At 67.8% G+C, this 17056-nt stretch carries 16 protein-coding genes; 13 read left to right on the top strand and 3 right to left on the bottom strand.

Annotated features, from left to right (window positions below):
* The 5 genes from DIE12_RS30120 to DIE12_RS30100 all read left to right on the top strand — a co-directional run.
* Nucleotides 1-642 (top strand): amidohydrolase family protein (locus DIE12_RS30120; RefSeq protein WP_148092723.1); only part of this gene is annotated, 642 nt, incomplete at its 5' end.
* Nucleotide 643: 1 nt separating this feature from the next.
* On the top strand, nucleotides 644-1090 hold the full coding sequence (locus tag DIE12_RS30115; protein ID WP_124488932.1) for a DoxX family protein: 447 nt from the start codon (nucleotides 644-646) through the stop codon (nucleotides 1088-1090).
* A 53-nt stretch (nucleotides 1091-1143) separates the two neighbouring features.
* Nucleotides 1144-2061, top strand: a complete 918-nt coding sequence (locus DIE12_RS30110) for a VOC family protein (RefSeq protein WP_124523008.1) — start codon at nucleotides 1144-1146, stop codon at nucleotides 2059-2061.
* Nucleotides 2058-2756 (top strand): YoaK family protein, encoded by a 699-nt coding sequence (locus DIE12_RS30105; RefSeq protein ID WP_044846118.1) that lies wholly within the window; start codon nucleotides 2058-2060, stop codon nucleotides 2754-2756. The genes DIE12_RS30110 and DIE12_RS30105 overlap by 4 nt, the downstream gene beginning before the upstream one ends.
* Nucleotides 2753-4294 (top strand): alginate export family protein, encoded by a 1542-nt coding sequence (locus tag DIE12_RS30100; RefSeq protein WP_124488934.1) that lies wholly within the window; start codon nucleotides 2753-2755, stop codon nucleotides 4292-4294. The genes DIE12_RS30105 and DIE12_RS30100 overlap by 4 nt, the downstream gene beginning before the upstream one ends.
* A gap of 140 nt (nucleotides 4295-4434) precedes the next feature.
* Here DIE12_RS30100 and DIE12_RS30095 read toward each other — a convergent pair whose 3' ends face one another.
* The gene (locus tag DIE12_RS30095; protein WP_185500317.1) at nucleotides 4435-6021 is read right to left on the bottom strand and encodes an acid phosphatase; all 1587 of its coding nucleotides are present in this window, start codon (nucleotides 6019-6021) and stop codon (nucleotides 4435-4437) included.
* Nucleotides 6022-6242: 221 nt separating this feature from the next.
* On the opposite strand from DIE12_RS30095, the gene DIE12_RS30090 reads away from it, so the two are divergent.
* From DIE12_RS30090 to DIE12_RS30080, 3 genes are all read left to right on the top strand, one after another.
* A complete protein-coding gene (locus DIE12_RS30090; protein WP_124523011.1) occupies nucleotides 6243-7592 on the top strand; it encodes a cytochrome-c peroxidase in 1350 nt (449 codons plus the stop codon).
* A gap of 127 nt (nucleotides 7593-7719) precedes the next feature.
* Nucleotides 7720-8106: a hypothetical protein gene (locus DIE12_RS30085; RefSeq protein WP_044846115.1), complete on the top strand. Its 387-nt coding sequence runs from the start codon at nucleotides 7720-7722 to the stop codon at nucleotides 8104-8106.
* Nucleotides 8107-8117: 11 nt separating this feature from the next.
* Nucleotides 8118-8588, top strand: a complete 471-nt coding sequence (locus tag DIE12_RS30080) for an NUDIX hydrolase (protein WP_044846139.1) — start codon at nucleotides 8118-8120, stop codon at nucleotides 8586-8588.
* 117 nt (nucleotides 8589-8705) lie between these two features.
* On the opposite strand, the gene DIE12_RS30075 is transcribed toward DIE12_RS30080, so the two are convergent.
* Nucleotides 8706-10415 carry a glutamine--tRNA ligase/YqeY domain fusion protein gene (locus DIE12_RS30075; protein WP_044846114.1) on the bottom strand — a complete coding sequence of 570 codons (1710 nt, stop codon included), beginning with the start codon at nucleotides 10413-10415 and terminating at the stop codon, nucleotides 8706-8708.
* Between the two features lie 252 nt (nucleotides 10416-10667).
* Between DIE12_RS30075 and DIE12_RS30070 the strand changes: the two genes are divergently transcribed.
* From DIE12_RS30070 to DIE12_RS30055, 4 genes are all read left to right on the top strand, one after another.
* On the top strand, nucleotides 10668-10877 hold the full coding sequence (locus DIE12_RS30070) for an ornithine acetyltransferase (protein ID WP_006497729.1): 210 nt from the start codon (nucleotides 10668-10670) through the stop codon (nucleotides 10875-10877).
* Nucleotides 10878-11040: 163 nt separating this feature from the next.
* The gene (locus DIE12_RS30065; RefSeq protein ID WP_124523012.1) at nucleotides 11041-11595 is read left to right on the top strand and encodes an alpha/beta hydrolase; all 555 of its coding nucleotides are present in this window, start codon (nucleotides 11041-11043) and stop codon (nucleotides 11593-11595) included.
* A gap of 278 nt (nucleotides 11596-11873) precedes the next feature.
* On the top strand, nucleotides 11874-12302 hold the full coding sequence (locus tag DIE12_RS30060) for a L,D-transpeptidase (RefSeq protein WP_124523013.1): 429 nt from the start codon (nucleotides 11874-11876) through the stop codon (nucleotides 12300-12302).
* Nucleotides 12299-12868, top strand: a complete 570-nt coding sequence (locus DIE12_RS30055) for a hypothetical protein (RefSeq protein ID WP_260426223.1) — start codon at nucleotides 12299-12301, stop codon at nucleotides 12866-12868. The genes DIE12_RS30060 and DIE12_RS30055 overlap by 4 nt, the downstream gene beginning before the upstream one ends.
* A 59-nt stretch (nucleotides 12869-12927) precedes the next feature.
* On the opposite strand, the gene DIE12_RS30050 is transcribed toward DIE12_RS30055, so the two are convergent.
* Nucleotides 12928-14148, bottom strand: coding sequence for a CaiB/BaiF CoA-transferase family protein (locus DIE12_RS30050; protein ID WP_124523014.1), 1221 nt, complete (start codon nucleotides 14146-14148; stop codon nucleotides 12928-12930).
* Nucleotides 14149-14388: 240 nt separating this feature from the next.
* Here DIE12_RS30050 and alaS point away from each other — a divergent pair, with 240 nt between their 5' ends.
* On the top strand, nucleotides 14389-17013 hold the full coding sequence (gene alaS, locus DIE12_RS30045) for an alanine--tRNA ligase (RefSeq protein ID WP_044846110.1): 2625 nt from the start codon (nucleotides 14389-14391) through the stop codon (nucleotides 17011-17013).
* Nucleotides 17014-17056 lie beyond the last annotated feature (43 nt).

Genomic DNA, 17056 nt, shown 5'->3' with positions numbered 1-17056 from the left:
CAGGCGGCCGAAGCGACGCCGCCCGTCGCGAAGATGCTGTCGAAGGGCCTCAAGGTGTCGGCCGGCACCGACGCGACGCGCGTGGCGTCGTACAACCCGTGGGTATCGCTCGCGTGGCTCGTGACGGGCAAGACGATTGGCGGGCTGCGCATGTATCCTCAGCGAAACCTGCTCGACCGCGAAACCGCGCTGCGGATGTGGACCGAGTACGTGACGTGGTTCTCGAACGAGGTGGGCAGGAAAGGGCGCATCGCGGTCGGGCAACTCGCCGACGTGGTGGTCCCGGATCGTGATTTCTTCACCTGCGCGGAGGACGATATCGTCGACACGACTGCGTTGCTGACGGTGGTTGGAGGCCGGATCGTCTGGGGCGCGGGGCCGTTCGCGTCGCACGACGCGCCGATCCCGCCCGCGATGCCGGACTGGTCGCCGGTGCGCGAGTACGGCGGCTACGGCGGCTGGGGTGCGACGCAGCGAGAGGGCGCACCGCTGCAACGGGCGGCGGCCGCGGCGATGTGCGGCTGCGCGAACGCGTGCAACGTGCACCAGCATGCGCATGCAAGCGCGTGGGGCAGCGCATTGCCGACGTCGGACGCGAAGGGCTTCTGGGGTGCGTTCGGCTGTTCGTGCTGGGCGATCTGACATGACGACGCGTACCATCTATGGCAGCCCGGCGTGGATCCGCGCGCTACTGTCGCAGCCGTGGGTCCTGCCGCTCGCGCGTCTCGCGCTGGTGTCCGCCTTTCTGCTCGGCGGCGTCGCGAAGGCGCTCGACTTCGACGGCGCGGTCGCGGAGCAGGCGCATTTCGGCCTGCATCCGGCCGCGTTGTGGGCGGCGCTGGCGATCGTGGTCGAGATCGCCGGCTCGCTGTGCGTGGTGTTTCGCCGCTTCACGTGGCTCGGCGCCGGGAGCCTCGGCATGCTGACGCTCGTCGCGATGGTCGTGGCGAACGATTTCTGGAACCGCTCGGGCGCCGAACATTTCATGGCGCTCAACAGCTTTTTCGAGCATCTTGGGCTGATCGCGGCACTTGTGCTCGCGACCGTGCTCGACGATGCGCGGCAACCGGCCGGCGACGGCCGCGCGTGACCGGGGTTTCCCGGGCCGTTGCACCATTTGATGAAACAACAAGGATATCCGTTATGAGAACCCTTCGTTCCATGTTGCTGGCGCTTGCGCTTGCCACCGGCCTCGTCGCCGCGCCCGGTGGCGTGTTCGCGAAACCGCCGGTGCCGCCCGCAGTCGCGCCGACGGTGGCCGTCGGTCCGCAGTACGACACCACGCACGTGTGCGTCGCGCCGGAAGACTTCGACCGCTTCACCGACAGTTTCGTCGCGACGTTCGGCGGCAAGAAATCGAAGCAGGGCGTGTTCCAGGTCACGCCGACGCCGAGCCAGACGATGTCGCAACTCGTGCTGACGCCGGTCGGCACGATCTCGGTGTTCGGCTTCAAGACGCCGGTCCCGTATCCGTTCTGCGCGGAGCGCACCGGCTATCTCGTCACCGACATGGACGTCGCGGTGAAGTCGGCGCGCGAGCACGGCGCCGACGTGATCGTCGACACGTTCCCCGATCCGATCGGCCGCGATGCGGTCATTACGTGGACGGGCGGCGTGAACATGCAGCTCTACTGGCACACCCAGGCGCCGCACTACGACGCGTTGCAGACCATCCCCGAGAACCGGGTCTACGTGTCGCCGCAAAGCGTACGCAAGTTCGTGCACGATTTCGTCAAGTTCTCGAAAGGCAAGGTGGTGTCCGACAACCTGAAGGCGCCGGGCATCGAGATCGGCCGGCCGAACGACACGTATCGCCGGATTCGCATCGAATCGGGCTTCGGCAAGATGACCGTGCTCGTGACGGACGGCCACCTGCCGTACCCGTACGGGCGCGAGATGACGGGCTACGACGTGCCGGACCTGGCCGCCACGCTGGAGAAGGCCAAGGCGGCGGGTGTGACCGTGCTCGTGCCGCCGTACAGCGCGGACGGCCGCGACGCGGCACTCGTGCAGTTCCCGGGCGGCTACGTCGCCGAAATCCACGCGAGCGCAGCGCGATGAAGCACGAAGACACGATCCTTGCCGCGGTGGCCGGCTTCGTCGACACGCTGAGCTTCGTCGCGCTGTTCGGGCTGTTCACCGCACACGTGACGGGCAACTTCGTGCTGATCGGCGCGGGCATCGCGGGCTTCGGCCAGGGTGTCGTGCTGAAGCTCAGCGTGTTTCCCGCGTTCGTGTGCGGCGTGATCGCGGCGAGCCTGATCGCGCGGTCGATGTCCGGGCGGCCCGCCTGGCAGGGCACGCGCGCGCTGCACGCGGTGCAGGCCGTGCTGCTGCTCGGCTTCTGCGCGGCCGGCGTGTGGGCGACGCCCGTCACGCAGCCCGACAGCCTGCCGGCGCTCGTGGCCGGCATCGTCGGCACGTTCGCGATGGGCGTGCAGAACGCGCATCCGCGCGTGATTTCGCGCGCGGGCGGCGTGCCGAACACGGTGATGACGGGCAACGTGACGCAGGCGATCCTCGACGTCGTCGACCTGCTGTCGGCCGGCACGGCCGACGCCGCACGCGCGGCGGCGCGGGCGCGCTTCGGCAAGATGCTGCCGGCGATCGTCGCGTTCGCGCTCGGCGCGGCGTGCGGTGCGCTCGGGTTCCGCTACGTCGGATTCCTGGCGCTGCTCGCACCGGTCGGCGCGCTCGCGACGCTTGCACTGTGTGCGGCGCAAGCGGCCGCACCCGCCGCGCAGGAGCGCGCATGATCGCGCGGGGGCAGCGCAGACGCGACGCCCGCGGCTTCGAACGGGCCGCGCGCCTGTCGGTCGTCGCGGCGCTGTTGTGCGCGGGCGCCGACGCGGCGGTCGCGGAAACGGCGGCTGAAACGACATCGACATCGACGCAAGGACCGGCGCAGCCTTCGGCTGCGTCGTCGGTTTCGGCCTCGACGCCGGCAGCGACCCAGACGGCCACCGCCGCATCGACGTGCACGACCAAACGCCCGACGGTGCTGTTCAACCGCTGGCAGGAGGACTGGTCGGTGCTCGCGAATCCGTGCGTGCCGCGCGCGCCGCTCGACGGGCTGAAATACATTCCGCTCGGCAACGATCCGGCCTCCTATCTATCGCTCGGCGTGAACCTGCGCGAGCGGCTGGAGACCAACGACGCGCCGCTGTTCGGAATCGGCTCCGCGCAATCGGACACGTACCTGATCCAGCGCGTCGAAGTGCATGCCGATGCGCATCTCGGCCAGCACTGGCAGTTCTTCGCGCAGTTGCAGGACGCGCGCGCGTTCGGCAAGAACACGGTGTCGCCCGTCGACAAGAACCCGCTCGATCTCGAACAGGCGTTCGCGACCTACACGGGCGCGCTCGGCGGCGGCACGTTCAAGTTCCGCGTCGGCCGGCAGGAGATGGCGTTCGACCTGCAGCGCTTCATCGCCACGCGCGACGGCCCGAACGTGCGGCAGGCGTTCGATGCGGTCTGGGCCGATTACGAATACGGGAAATGGCGCTTCATCGGCTACGCGACGCAACCGGTGCAGAACCGCAACGCGTCCGATTTCGACGACGTGTCCAATCGCGGTCTCACCTTCAGCGGCGTGCGCTTCGAGCGGCAGTCGGTCGGGCCGGGCGACCTGTCCGGCTACTGGTCGCGCTACAACCGCCGCAACGCGCGTTTCCTCGATGCGAGCGGCGCCGAGCATCGCGATGTGTGGGACGTTCGCTACACGGGCACGCAGGGCCGTTTCGACTGGGATCTCGAGACGATGCTGCAGACCGGGACGGTCGGCAACGACACGATCGGTGCGTGGGCCGTCGGCTCGATCGCGGGCTACAAGCTCGATGCGCCGTGGTCGCCGCGCGTCGCGTTGCAGATCGATGCGGCCTCGGGCGACCGGCATCCGCACGACGGCCGCGTCGGCACCTTCAATCCGCTGTTTCCGAACGGCTATTACTTCACGCTGGCCGGCTACACGAGCTATGCGAACCTGATCCACGTGAAGCCGTCCGTGACGCTGAAGCCGTCGGCGAACCTGTCGCTGCTGGGCGCGCTGGGTTTCCAGTGGCGCGAGACGACCGGCGACGCCGTCTATCAGCAGCCGAACATTCCGGTGCCCGGCACGGCAGGCAAGGGCGGCCGCTGGACGGGGATGTACGTGCAGCTGCGCGCGGACTGGACGATTGCCGCGAACCTGATCGGCGCCGTCGAGGCCGTGCACTTCCAGGTCGGCGACGCGATCCGGCAGGCGGGCGGACACAACGCGGACTACGTCGGCGTCGAGCTGAAGTACGGCTGGTGACGCGGCCGCGCGGCAACGCGCGCGCATGAAAAACACCCCAAAGGCTGGATTCGCATCCGGCTTTTGGGGTGCAGGTCGCCGCGGGTTGCCCTTCGTTCGTCCGGGCCGGCCGCGCGGCCGGCCCGTTCGCGGTGATGCCGTTACAGGTTCGGCGACAGCGTGAGCGCGTTCGTCAGGTCGCCCATCGGCTGCGCGCCGTTCGCCTTCAGCGCGTCGTCGCGCTGCTGCAGGCCCGGCAGGCGCGGCAGCGAGAAGCGGCGCGTGATGAGACGCAGGATCGAACCCGTGTCGTACTGCGTGTGGTCCACGAAACCCTTCTTCGCGTACGGCGACACGATCAGCGCCGGAATCCGCGTGCCCGGACCCCAGCGATCGGCGGTCGGCGGCGCGGCATGATCCCAGAAGCCGCCGTTCTCGTCGTACGTGACGACGACGACCATGTTCTTCCACTGCGGGCTTGCCTGCAGGTGCGCGATCACGTCGGCGATGTGCTGGTCGCCGGAGGTGACGTCCGTGTAGCCAGGGTGCTCGTTCAGGTTGCCTTGCGGCTTGTAGAACGTGACCTGCGGCAGCGTGCCCGCGTCGATCGCCTTGATGAACTCGGCGCCGTTCGCGCCGCCGTCGAGCAGGTGCTGCGCGCGGTTCGCGGTGCCCGGCGCCTGGTTCGCGAAGTAGTTGAACGGCTGGTGGTGCGGCTGGAAGTTCGGCGTCGACAGGTCGGCGCCGTAGATCACGTTCGACGTGCCGTTCTGGCTTGCCTGCAGCGCCTGGCCCCACGCGCCGCCGTACCATGCCCACGACACGCCCGCGTTGGTCATCAGGTCGCCGATGTTGGTCGCGGTCTGCGGCGGCATCGTCGACGGATTGGCCGGATCGGCGAGCAGCGGATCGCCGCCCGTGGCTGCCTTGTTGCCGCTCGGCTGATACGGCGGCTGCATCGTGTTGACCGCGAAGAAGTCGGGCGTGATCGCGCCGTCGTTGACGAACTTCGGCGGGCCGCTGAGCGCGGACGCGGGCGAGTTCGTCGCAACCTTCAGCGACTTGCCGTCCGCGTTCAACACGGCGATCTTGCCGGCCGCGGGGCTCGTGTTCGCGTTCGCGTAGAACGGCGCGCACGCGCAGATCAGGTACTGGTGGTTCAGGAACGAGCCGCCGAACGCGCCCATGAAGAAGTTGTCGGCGAGCACGTACTGCTGCGCGATCTTCCACAGCGGCAGCTTCGACGGATCCGGCGTGTAGTGGCCCATCGTCAGGCCGCCCGCATCGGTCCATGCGGCGTACATGTCGTTCTTGCCGCCGTTGATCTGCATCTGGTCCTGGTAGAAGCGGTGCACGATGTCGCGCGTCGCGATGCTCATCGACTGGTTGAAGCCCTTCGGATCGTCGATCGCGAACGGCGCGTTCGGCAGGTTCGCCGTCATCGCCTCGGTGACCGCCGGCGTGATGCCGGTCGCGGTCAGGCCGCCCCAGATCTTCGGCAGCGTCGCCATCGTCGAGCCGTCGCGATCCTTCTGCACCGAGTTCGCCGCCGTCGCGTTCTGCAGGCCGTTCGCGCCCGGGAAGTTGCCGTACAGGTTGTCGAAGCTGCGGTTTTCCGCGTAGATCACGACGACGTTCTTGACGGCCGACAGGCCTTGCTGCGTGACATCGTCGCCGCCGCAGGCGGTCAGGCTGAGCGCGGCCGCGAGCGCGATCGGCGTGTAACGAATCCAGGCGTGCTTCTTCATGCGATGTTCTCTCTTTCGTCGTGTGTCGCGTGTGGGAATCGCGGTGGTGTCGGGCCGGCGCGGGAACCTTCGGACACCTGCCGGCTGCGCGCATTATCTGGAACCGATTTGACAGCCGGGTGTAGGGGCGCTTTCAAATGACTGTCGGTCGAACGTCATGCGGCGGTCACGGAACTGACATAAGCTCCGGCCGATTGCCCACCGCTACAAGAAGAACGACGATGCACAGCCTTCTGAAATCCTTCGCGTCCGCGCGATCGCTGATCCCTGCCGCGGCGGCGCTGGCGCTGGTCGGCGGTCTCGCGGCGCTCGCCGGTTGCGATGCGCGCCCCGGTGCCGATGCATCGGCCGCCGCCATCGTGCCGGCGGCACAGGCCGCACCGGCCGCTCCGGCGGTCGCGCCGGCCAGCCAGCCGCAGACGCGCGCGCAGGTGTTCGAGGGCGTGAAGCAGATGACGGCGCTCGGCAAGCAGTTGTTCTTCGATCCGTCGCTGTCGGGGTCCGGCAAGCTCGCGTGCGCGTCGTGCCATAGCGCCGAGCATGCGTTCGGGCCGCCGAACGCGCTGTCGGTGCAACTCGGCGGCGACGACATGCACAGCACGGGCTTTCGTGCGGTGCCGTCGCTGAAGTACCTGCGCGGCATTCCGCCGTTCAGCGAGCACTTCCACGATTCGCCGGACGAAGGCGACGAAAGCATCGATGCGGGCCCGACCGGCGGGCTGACCTGGGATGGCCGCGTCGATACGCGCGATGCGCAGGCGCGCATTCCGCTCACCTCGCCCTTCGAGATGAGCAGTTCGCCGGCGCGGGTTGCGAAGGCGGTTCGCGCCGCGCCGTATGCCGACGCGTTCCGCAAGGCGTTCGGCGATCAGGTTCTCGGCGACGACCAGGCGACGTTCGGTGCGGTGCTGCGCGCGCTCGACGCATTCCAGCAGCAGCCGGCGCTGTTCGATCCGTACACGAGCAAGTACGACGCCTATCTGGCCGGCCACGCGCAGCTGACGCCCGCGGAGCTGCGCGGGCTGCAGCTGTTCAACGACGAGAAGAAGGGCAACTGCGCGAGCTGCCACGTGAGCCAGCGCACGCTCGAAGGCGGCCCGCCGCAGTTCAGCGATTTCGGCCTGATCGCGATCGCGGTGCCGCGCAACCGCGCGCTGCCGGTCAATCGCGATCCGCGCTTTTACGACCTCGGCGCGTGCGGCCCCGAGCGCACCGACCTGAAGGGCCGCGACGAATTCTGCGGCTTGTTCCGCACGCCGTCGCTGCGCAACGTCGCGCTGCGCAAGACGTTCTTCCACAACGGCGTGTACCACTCGCTCGAGGACGTGATGCGCTTCTACGCCGAGCGTGACATCCATCCGGAGAAGTTCTATCCGGTCGTGCACGGCAAGGTGCAGGTCTACGACGACCTGCCGAAGCGCTACTGGCCGAACATCAACCGCGAGCCGCCGTTCGACCGCAAGCGCGGCGACGCGCCCGCGCTGAACGCGGCCGAGATCAAGGACGTGATCGCGTTCCTGAACACGCTGACCGACGGATATCAACCGGCAGCCGCGTCGGCGGCCCGCTAGACGACGTTCCTGGCGGCACGCATGCTATGCTCGCTGGCTGACGGGCGTGGCGCGTGCCGGTTCGCCGGCCGCCGGAGTGCCGGCCGCGCGCCATGCCGTTCGATCGAACATCCAAGGAGAACAACACATGTCGATGCGTGCATCCCTTTCCGTCGTCACGCGCGTGCTGGCCGGCGCCGCGTGCGCAGCCGCGATGCTGCCTGCCTACGCACAGAGCAACCTGGGCTTCCTGAACGACACGCCGCTCGCCTACTTCAGCAAGACCGACCGTGCGTCGCTGGCCAAGGCCGTGGCGCAGGTGCGCGACGAAGGCAAGGACGGCGAGACCACGACCTGGCAGAGCAGCGGCCGCGGCACGCAGATCGATGCGAAGCTCACGCCGTCGACGTCCGAGAACGACGGCAAGACGTGCCGCGAGATCGCCACCGACATTTCCGCGAAGGGCCAGACGCTGACGCTCAAGCCCGTCTATTGCAAGACCGCCACGGGCAAGTGGCAGCTGCAGAAGCGCTGAGCGCGCGTGCAATGAAGCGCAGCGGTGCGTCGCGCACGGTGTCGTGCGGCGTCGTGATTCTCGACGGGGCCGGCCGCGTATTCCTCGCGCACGCGACGGACACCACGCACTGGGACATCCCGAAGGGGCAGGGCGAGCCCGGCGAATCGCCGGTCGACGCGGCGCTGCGGGAGCTGCGCGAGGAAACCGGCATCGAGTTCGCGCCGGCGCGACTGCTCGATCTCGGCCGCTTCGCCTACCGTCACGACAAGGACTTGCACCTGTTCGCGGTGCAGGTCGCGGACGACGAGATCGATCCCGCGCGCTGCACGTGCACGTCGCTGTTCCCGAGCCGTCGCGACGGCTCGCTGATTCCCGAGATGGACGCGTATCGCTGGACCGCGCCCGGCGACGTCGACGCGTATGCAAGCCGCAGCCTCGCGCGGCTGTTTCGCACGACGCTGTCGCTCGCGGATCTGCACCGGCGGTTGGCGAGCGCGTAAGCGCGGCGGCCGGCGCAGCCGCGCTTGCGCGCACGCAATAAAAAACGGCCCGAAGGCCGTTTTTTTCATCCTGCGGCGGGCGGTGCGAGGCCGCCGCGCCGCGCGCGGAGCAGGCCGTCAGGCCGGCTTGCCCCAGCTGTCGCGCAGCCCGACGATCCGGTTGAACACCGGCTTGCCCGGCTTCGAATCGACGCGGTCGGCGACGAAATAGCCGTGACGCTCGAACTGCAGGCGCGTTTCCGGCGCGACGTCGCCGGCGCCCGGCTCGACGTAGGCCTGCGTGACCTTCTTCGAGTCCGGGTTCAGCGCCTCGAGGAAGTTCGCGCCGCCCGCGTCCGGGTGCGGCGCCTTGAACAGCCGGTCGTAGATCCGCACTTCGGCCGCCTGCGCGTGCTTCGCGCTGACCCAGTGGATGTTGCCCTTGACCTTGTAGTTGTTCGCGCCTTCGGTGCCCGACTTGCTGTCCGGGAAGTAGTTGCAGTGCACGGCCGTCACGTTGCCGTCGGCGTCCTTGTCGAAGCCCGTGCATTCGATCACGTAGCCGTAGCGCAGGCGCACCTTGTTGCCCGGGAACAGGCGGAAATAGCCCTTCGGCGGGTTCTCGACGAAGTCCTCGCGCTCGATCCACAGCTCGCGCGAGATCGGGAAGGTGCGCACGCCGCGGTCGGGGTGGTGCGGGTGCACGGGCGCCGTGCACGCTTCTTCCTGGCCTTCCGGATAGTTGTCGATCACGAGCTTCAGCGGATCGAGCACGGCGACCGAGCGCGGTGCCTTGTCGTCGAGGTCGTCGCGCAGCGCGCCTTCGAACACGCTCATGTCGATCCACGAATCGACCTTCGTCACGCCGATCCGCTCGCAGAACAGGTGGATGCTCTCCGGCGTGAAGCCGCGGCGGCGGATGCCGACGATCGTCGGCATGCGCGGGTCGTCCCAGCCTTCGACGTGACCTTCGGTGACGAGCTGCAGCAGCTTGCGCTTGCTGGTGATCGCGTACGTGAGGTTCAGGCGCGAGAATTCGATCTGTTGCGGCAGCGGGCGCGTGAACACGCCGGCTTCCGCGAGTTCGTTCAGCACCCAGTCGTACAGCGGGCGGTGATCCTCGAATTCGAGCGTGCACAGCGAATGCGTGATGCCTTCGAGCGCATCCGAGATGCAGTGCGTGTAGTCGTACATCGGATACACGCACCATGCGTCGCCGGTACGGTAGTGATGCGCGTAGCGGATCCGGTAGATCACCGGGTCGCGCATGTTCATGTTCGGCGACGCCATGTCGATCTTCGCGCGCAGCACGTGCTCGCCTTCCTTGAACTCGCCGGCCTTCATCCGGCGGAACAGGTCGAGGTTTTCCTCGGGCGAGCGGTCGCGGAACGGCGACGGCTTGCCGCCTTCGGTCAGCGAGCCGCGGTTCGCGCGCATTTCCTCGGCGCTCTGGCTGTCGACGTACGCCTTGCCGCGCTGGATCAGCAGCTCGGCGAATTCGTACAGCTTGTCGTAGTAGTCGCTCGCGAAATACTGGTGATCGACCGCGTCCTTGCGCCAGTCGAAGCCGAGCCAGCGCACGGCGTCGACGATCGAGTCGACGTATTCGACGCTTTCCTTTTCCGGGTTCGTGTCGTCGAAGCGCAGGTGGCACACGCCGCCGTAGTCGCGCGCGACGCTGAAGTTCAGGCAGATGCTCTTGGCATGGCCGATGTGCAGATAGCCGTTCGGCTCGGGCGGAAAGCGCGTCTCGACGCGGCCGCTCCATTTGCCGGTGCGGTTGTCGTCGTCGATGATGTTGCGGATGAAATTGGAAGCCGCGGGGGCGTCGTTGCGTTCGGTGCTCATGCGGTTGGCGTCAGGTTGTGTCGGCGCGTCGCGCCGGTTTAATCCCGTAATTCTACCTGACCGGGGTCCGTCCCGCGCGGGTTGCGGCGTCGACAGGGCGGTTCGCGCTGCCGATCGCAATATCTCGATAGTGTGTCGGCTGTAACACGACGTAAATCGGATTGCCCCCCGCATTCGGCTTTTCCTATGATGGCTTCACCGAATCAATGCCGCCATTCGCAGTTTTTGCGGGGCGGGAGGAAGCCAACAATCATGATGAAGAAGACCACTTTTCTCGTTCGTACCGCGGTAATCGTCGCGGCCCTGTCGCAGCTCGGCGCATGCGCGATGACGCACACGCAGCGTAACGCCGGGATCGGCGCGGCAGCGGGCGGCGCGCTCGGCTACCTGATCACGGGCGGCCCGGTCGGCACGGTCGCCGGCGCCGCGGCAGGCGGCCTCGTCGGCGCCGGCGTGCGCTGACCGAAGCCGGCGCGCGTGAGCGCCGGCCGGTCGCGTGCGCAGCGCGACCGATTCATACACCGCACATCCATTCCGCGATTCGACAGGCAGCATCAGGGAGGAGCGGGTGTGCGACACTTCGTCGACGTTACATAAAACGACTTCATGCGTCGACGAACCTTCCATGAGCGATTCTCTCGTTTTCGTGCTGCCGGGCTACGGTAACTCCGGCCCGTTCCACTGGCAAAGCCGCTGGGAGCGCGCCGACGCGCGTTTCGTACGCATCGCGATGCCCGACTGGGACCGTGCGTTCCGCAACGGCTGGTGTCTCGCGCTCGATCGTGCGGTCGAAGCCGCGCCGGGCCCCGTGACGATCGCCGCGCACAGCCTCGGCACGCTGACCACCGCGTGGTGGGCGACCCGTTACGCGCGGCCGGCCGCGCTCGAGAAAGTGCGCGGCGCGCTGCTCGTCGCTCTGCCCGATCCGGCCGGGCCGGCGTTTCCGGCCGATGCGCACGGTTTCGGGCCGGTGCCGCACGAGCGGCTGCCGTTTCCGACCTGCGTGGTTGCGAGCAGCGACGATCCGTACGGCTCGCTCGCGTTCGCGCGCGGCTGCGCGCACGCGTGGGGCAGCGCGTTTCATGACCTCGGCCCGCGCGGCCACATCAACGCGGACAGCGGGCTCGGCGACTGGCCGCAGGGGCGCGGCTGGCTCGACGCGCTGGCGGTCGCAGGTTGACCGTGGCGCGCAGGGTGGGCGGACCGCAGGACCTTCAGATCGTCTGCTTCGCCTTCAACGCCGCGATCCGTTCGTTGTCGTGGCACAGCAACGGCGGAGCCACGCGCGTCGACAGTCCCCCGTAGCGTGTCGCGCCATCCGGGCTCATCGTGGTAGGCGTGCGCGGCAGCGGACTCGCCCTGCCGTTGGACAGCGCTCCGAATTTCTGACGTGTCCCATATCGCTTGAAGTCGGTAGTGGGTAGTCTGGCGGCCCATTCGACCGGACGGAAAGCCTCCATGCCAGTCCAGCCCGCACGATCCGACCGCACCAAAGAAAACAACGGAGCCGCGACGAAACGGATTCAGGTTGATCTGTCACGGCAATGCGTCGAAGCATACGAGGGGCGCGTTTGCGTGTTCCGCTTCGACTGCGTGACAGGCGACCGCGAGCACCCGACCGTTCGGGGCACGTTCAGAATCCTCCGCAAGCACCACCCTTATCGCAGTCGCATGTATAACGTGCAGATGGATCATGCAATGTTCTTCACCGCGGATGGCAAGGCTTTTCATCAATACCACGGACCGATGCCGCTCGGCGTCGTGCGGCTGGCTCGCAATTCACTGAGTGACCGGTTCGGCTCGCGCGGATGTGTGCGGCTGAACGAGGCCGATGCGCGGCAGCTGTACGAATGGACACCGGTCGGAACCATGGTGCAGGTGTCATGACGCCCGCGGCAACAGGCCAGCTCGCTCGCGCGGCCGGCGTGGTGTTCGTCGCCGTGCTCGTCGTATTGGCTTGGCGAAGCATGGTCGGAAGCGCCGGCAGTCGCGTGCCGATCGCGCCGGGTACCGAAATACTCAGTGTGCAGCCGGATGAGGTGATGTCGTTCGTCTACACCGCCGGTACGCTGAACGTGAACGCTCATCGCGTGCAGTCGGCGGCGCCGTTCTCCGTGCGCGTCACGTTCGACGGCCGTGTTTCCCGGCAGTGTGTCGCGCCCCCTGGGCTGGCCGACCGGCTCGCGCCGCTCACCACGCTGATCGTGCGTGGCAGTGTGCCCGTCGCCGAGCTTGCGACGGCGTTCCCGACGCCGCTCGGCACGTTGGAAATGCGCGATCGCATCGCCTCCGAACCGCTTCCGACATTGGTATTCCGGGGGGCGGCCGACACGGACACGGTGGCAGTCACCGGCCTCCCGGGCGCGGGCGGTCGTGCGATCGTCGTCGATCCGGCCGCGCGTGCCGCGCTCGCACTGCTCGCTGGCGGGTGCGATACGCTTGCGCAGCGCTGACCCCCGATATACCCGGCCGACACTGCTTGCGTGGGCGGTCGGCCAGGTATCACACGCGCTCAAATCGCCTGCTTCGCCTTCAACGCGGCGATCCGCACATCGTCGTAGCCGAGCATGTCGCGCAGCACGTCTTCCGTCTGCGCGCCCAGCAGCGGCGGGGCGGTGCGCGCATCGGGCGGCGTCGCGCTCATCCGGATCGGATTGCGCACGAGCTTCACGTCCGCGCCGCACGGGTGCGGCAGCGACACCTGCATTCCGCGCGCGACCACCTGTTCGTTGTCGAACACCTCGTCGAGTTCGTTGATCGGCCCGCACGGCACGCCGGCCGCTTCGAGCACGGCGATCCAGTCGGCCTTGCCGCGCGCCTTCACCATCTCCGCGAGGATCGGCACCAGCGTGTCGCGGTGGCGCACGCGCGACGGATTCGTCGCGAACCGTTCGTCGTCGGCCAGCTCGGGCCGCCCGCCGGCCTCGACGAACTTGCGGAACTGCCCGTCGTTGCCCACCGCGACGATGATCCAGCCGTCGCTCGTCTGGAACGTCTGGTAAGGCACGATGTTCGGGTGCGCGTTGCCCCAGCGCACCGGCGGCTTGCCGCTCGCGAGGAAGTTGGTGTTCATGTTCGCGAGCAGCGCGACCTGCACGTCGAGCAGCGCCATGTCGATGTACTGGCCTTCGCCCGTGCGATCGCGGTGCGCGAGCGCGGCGAGCACCGCGATCGTCGAATAGAGGCCCGTCGCGAGATCGGCGATCGCCACGCCGGCTTTTTGCGGCCCGCCGCCCGGCTCGCTGTCGCGCTCGCCGGTGATGCTCATGAAGCCGCCGATCCCCTGGACGATGAAGTCGTAGCCCGCGCGGTGCGCGTACGGGCCCGTCTGGCCGAACCCGGTGACCGAGCAGTAGACGAGATCGGGCTTCACCGCGCGCAGCGATTCGTAATCGAGCCCGTATTTCTTCAGCTGGCCGACCTTGTAGTTCTCGAGCACGACGTCGCTCTGCGCGGCGAGCTCGCGCACGATCTGCTGGCCTTCCGGCGTCGCGATGTCGACCGTCACCGAGCGCTTGTTGCGGTTCGCCGCGAGGTAGTACGCGGCCTCGGCCGTATCGGCGCCGGTCGCGTCCTTCAGGTACGGCGGCCCCCAGTGGCGCGTGTCGTCGCCGGCGCCGGGGCGCTCGACCTTGATCACGTCCGCGCCGAAATCGGCAAGCGTCTGCGCGCACCACGGGCCCGCGAGCACGCGGGTGAGGTCCAGCACGCGGATATGGCTCAGGGCACCCATCGTCGAATCGTCTCCTTTCATGGCTCGCCCGGCCCGAGGCAAGGCGGATTGGCATGCCGAGCATCTTAAGGCGAATCGGCCGCGCCGGTGGCCCAGGCCGCTCGTCCGGCGCGGCGGGCCGCTGGCGTGGGAGCCGCCGATCTGTATCGTATAATCGCTCGTTTACGATATCTGCCCGCCGTGCGTCCGCGAGGACGGCCGGCGTTTGAAGCCGTCTCAGCCAGACATTCCCCGCACGCCATGAAAGCTGCCGAAATCCGCGAGAAATTCCTCAAATTCTTCGAATCGAAGGGCCACACGATCGTCCGCTCGTCGAGCCTCGTGCCCGGTAACGACCCCACGCTGATGTTCACGAACTCGGGCATGGTCCAGTTCAAGGACGTGTTCCTCGGCACGGATCCGCGTCCGTACACGCGCGCCACGACCGCGCAGCGCAGCGTGCGCGCGGGCGGCAAGCACAACGACCTCGAGAACGTCGGCTACACGGCGCGCCACCACACGTTCTTCGAGATGCTCGGCAACTTCTCGTTCGGCGACTACTTCAAGCACGACGCGATCCGCTTCGCGTGGGAACTGCTGACCACGGTCTACCAGCTGCCGAAGGAAAAGCTGTGGGTCACCGTCTACCAGGAAGACGACGAAGCGTACGACATCTGGGCGAAGGAGGTCGGCGTGCCGACCGAGCGGATCATCCGCATCGGCGACAACAAGGGCGCGCGCTACGCGTCGGACAACTTCTGGACGATGGGCGACACCGGCCCGTGCGGCCCGTGTACCGAAATCTTCTACGACCACGGTCCGGACGTGTGGGGCGGCCCGCCGGGATCGCCTGAAGAAGACGGCGACCGCTACATCGAGATCTGGAACCTCGTGTTCATGCAGTTCAACCGCGACGCGCAGGGCAACATGACGCGCCTGCCGAAGCAGTCGGTCGACACCGGCATGGGCCTCGAGCGTCTCGCCGCGGTGCTGCAGCACGTGCACAGCAACTACGAGATCGACCTGTTCCAGAACCTGATCAAGGCCGCCGCGCGCGTGACCGAGATCAGCGACCTCACGAACAACTCGCTGAAGGTGATCGCCGATCACATCCGCGCGTGCTCGTTCCTGATCGTCGACGGCGTGATCCCCGGCAACGAAGGCCGCGGCTACGTGCTGCGCCGCATCGTGCGCCGCGCGATCCGCCACGGCTACAAGCTTGGCCGCAAGGGCTCGTTCTTCCACAAGCTGGTGGCTGACCTCGTCGCCGAGATGGGCGCGGCCTATCCGGAGCTGAAGGAAGCCGAGCAGCGCGTGACCGATGTGTTGCGCCAGGAAGAAGAGCGTTTCTTCGAGACGATCGAGCACGGGATGTCGATCCTCGAAGCGGCGCTGGCGGATGTCGACGCGAAGGGCGGCAAGGTGCTCGACGGCGAACTCGCGTTCAAGCTGCACGACACGTACGGCTTCCCGCTCGACCTCACGGCCGACGTGTGCCGCGAGCGCGGGATGACGGTCGACGAGCCGGCGTTCGACGACGCGATGGCGCGTCAGCGCGAGCAGGCGCGCGCGGCCGGCAAGTTCAAGGCCACGCAGGGCCTCGAATACTCGGGCGCGAAGACCACGTTCCACGGTTATGAAGAGATCGCGTTCGACGACGCGAAGGTCGTCGCGCTGTACGTCGACGGTTCGGCCGTCAACGAAGTGAAGCACGGCCAGGATGCGGTCGTCGTGCTCGACCACACGCCGTTCTACGCGGAGTCGGGCGGCCAGGTCGGCGACCAGGGCGTGCTCGCGAATGCAGCGACGCGCTTCGCCGTGGCCGACACGCTGAAGGTGCAGGCCGACGTGATCGGCCACCACGGCACGCTCGAACAGGGCACGCTGAAGGTCGGCGACGTGCTGCGCGCGGAAATCGACGCGCATCGTCGCGCACGCACGCAGCGCAACCACTCGGCGACCCACCTGATGCACAAGGCGCTGCGTGAAGTGCTCGGCGCACACGTGCAGCAGAAGGGCTCGCTCGTCGACGCGGAGAAAACCCGCTTCGACTTCGCGCACAACGCGCCGCTGACCGACGACGAAATCCGTCGCGTCGAGCAGATCGTCAACAACGAAATCCTCGCGAACGCGCCGGGCATCGTGCGCGTGATGCCGTACGACGAAGCGGTGAAGGGAGGCGCGATGGCGCTGTTCGGCGAGAAGTACGGCGACGAAGTGCGCGTGCTCGATCTCGGCTTCTCGCGCGAACTGTGCGGCGGCACGCACGTGCACCGCACCGGCGACATCGGCTTCTTCAAGATCGTCGTCGAAGGCGGCGTCGCGGCCGGCATCCGCCGGGTCGAGGCGATCACCGGCGACAACGCGGTGCGCTACGTGCAGGAGCTCGATGCGCGCGTGAACGAAGCGGCCGCCGCGCTGAAGGCGCAGCCGTCGGAACTCACGCAACGCATCGCGCAGGTGCAGGACCAGGTGAAGTCGCTCGAGAAGGAACTGGGCGCGCTGAAGTCGAAGCTCGCGTCGAGCCAGGGCGACGAGCTCGCGCAGCAGGCGATCGAAGTCGGCGGCGTGTTCGTGCTGGCCGCGACGCTCGACGGCGCGGACGCGAAGACGCTGCGCGAGACGGTCGACAAGCTGAAGGACAAGCTGAAGAGCGCGGCGATCGTGCTGGCGGCCGTCGAAGGCGGCAAGGTCAGCCTGATCGCGGGCGTCACGCCGGACGCGAGCAAGAAGGTCAAGGCCGGCGAGCTCGTGAACTTCGTCGCGCAGCAGGTCGGCGGCAAGGGCGGCGGCCGTCCGGACATGGCGCAGGCAGGCGGCACGGAACCGGCGAACCTGCCGGGCGCGCTGGCAGGCGTCAAGGGCTGGGTCGAAGAGCGTCTTTGATCGGCATGGCTGGTGATGCGGTGTGGTCGGGCTGACCGCGTCG

Source organism: Burkholderia sp. Bp9015 (assembly GCF_003853505.1).
Taxonomy (GTDB): domain Bacteria; phylum Pseudomonadota; class Gammaproteobacteria; order Burkholderiales; family Burkholderiaceae; genus Burkholderia.
Note: the sequence above shows the minus strand (reverse complement) of the source record. Positions and strands in the feature narration are given on the sequence as shown.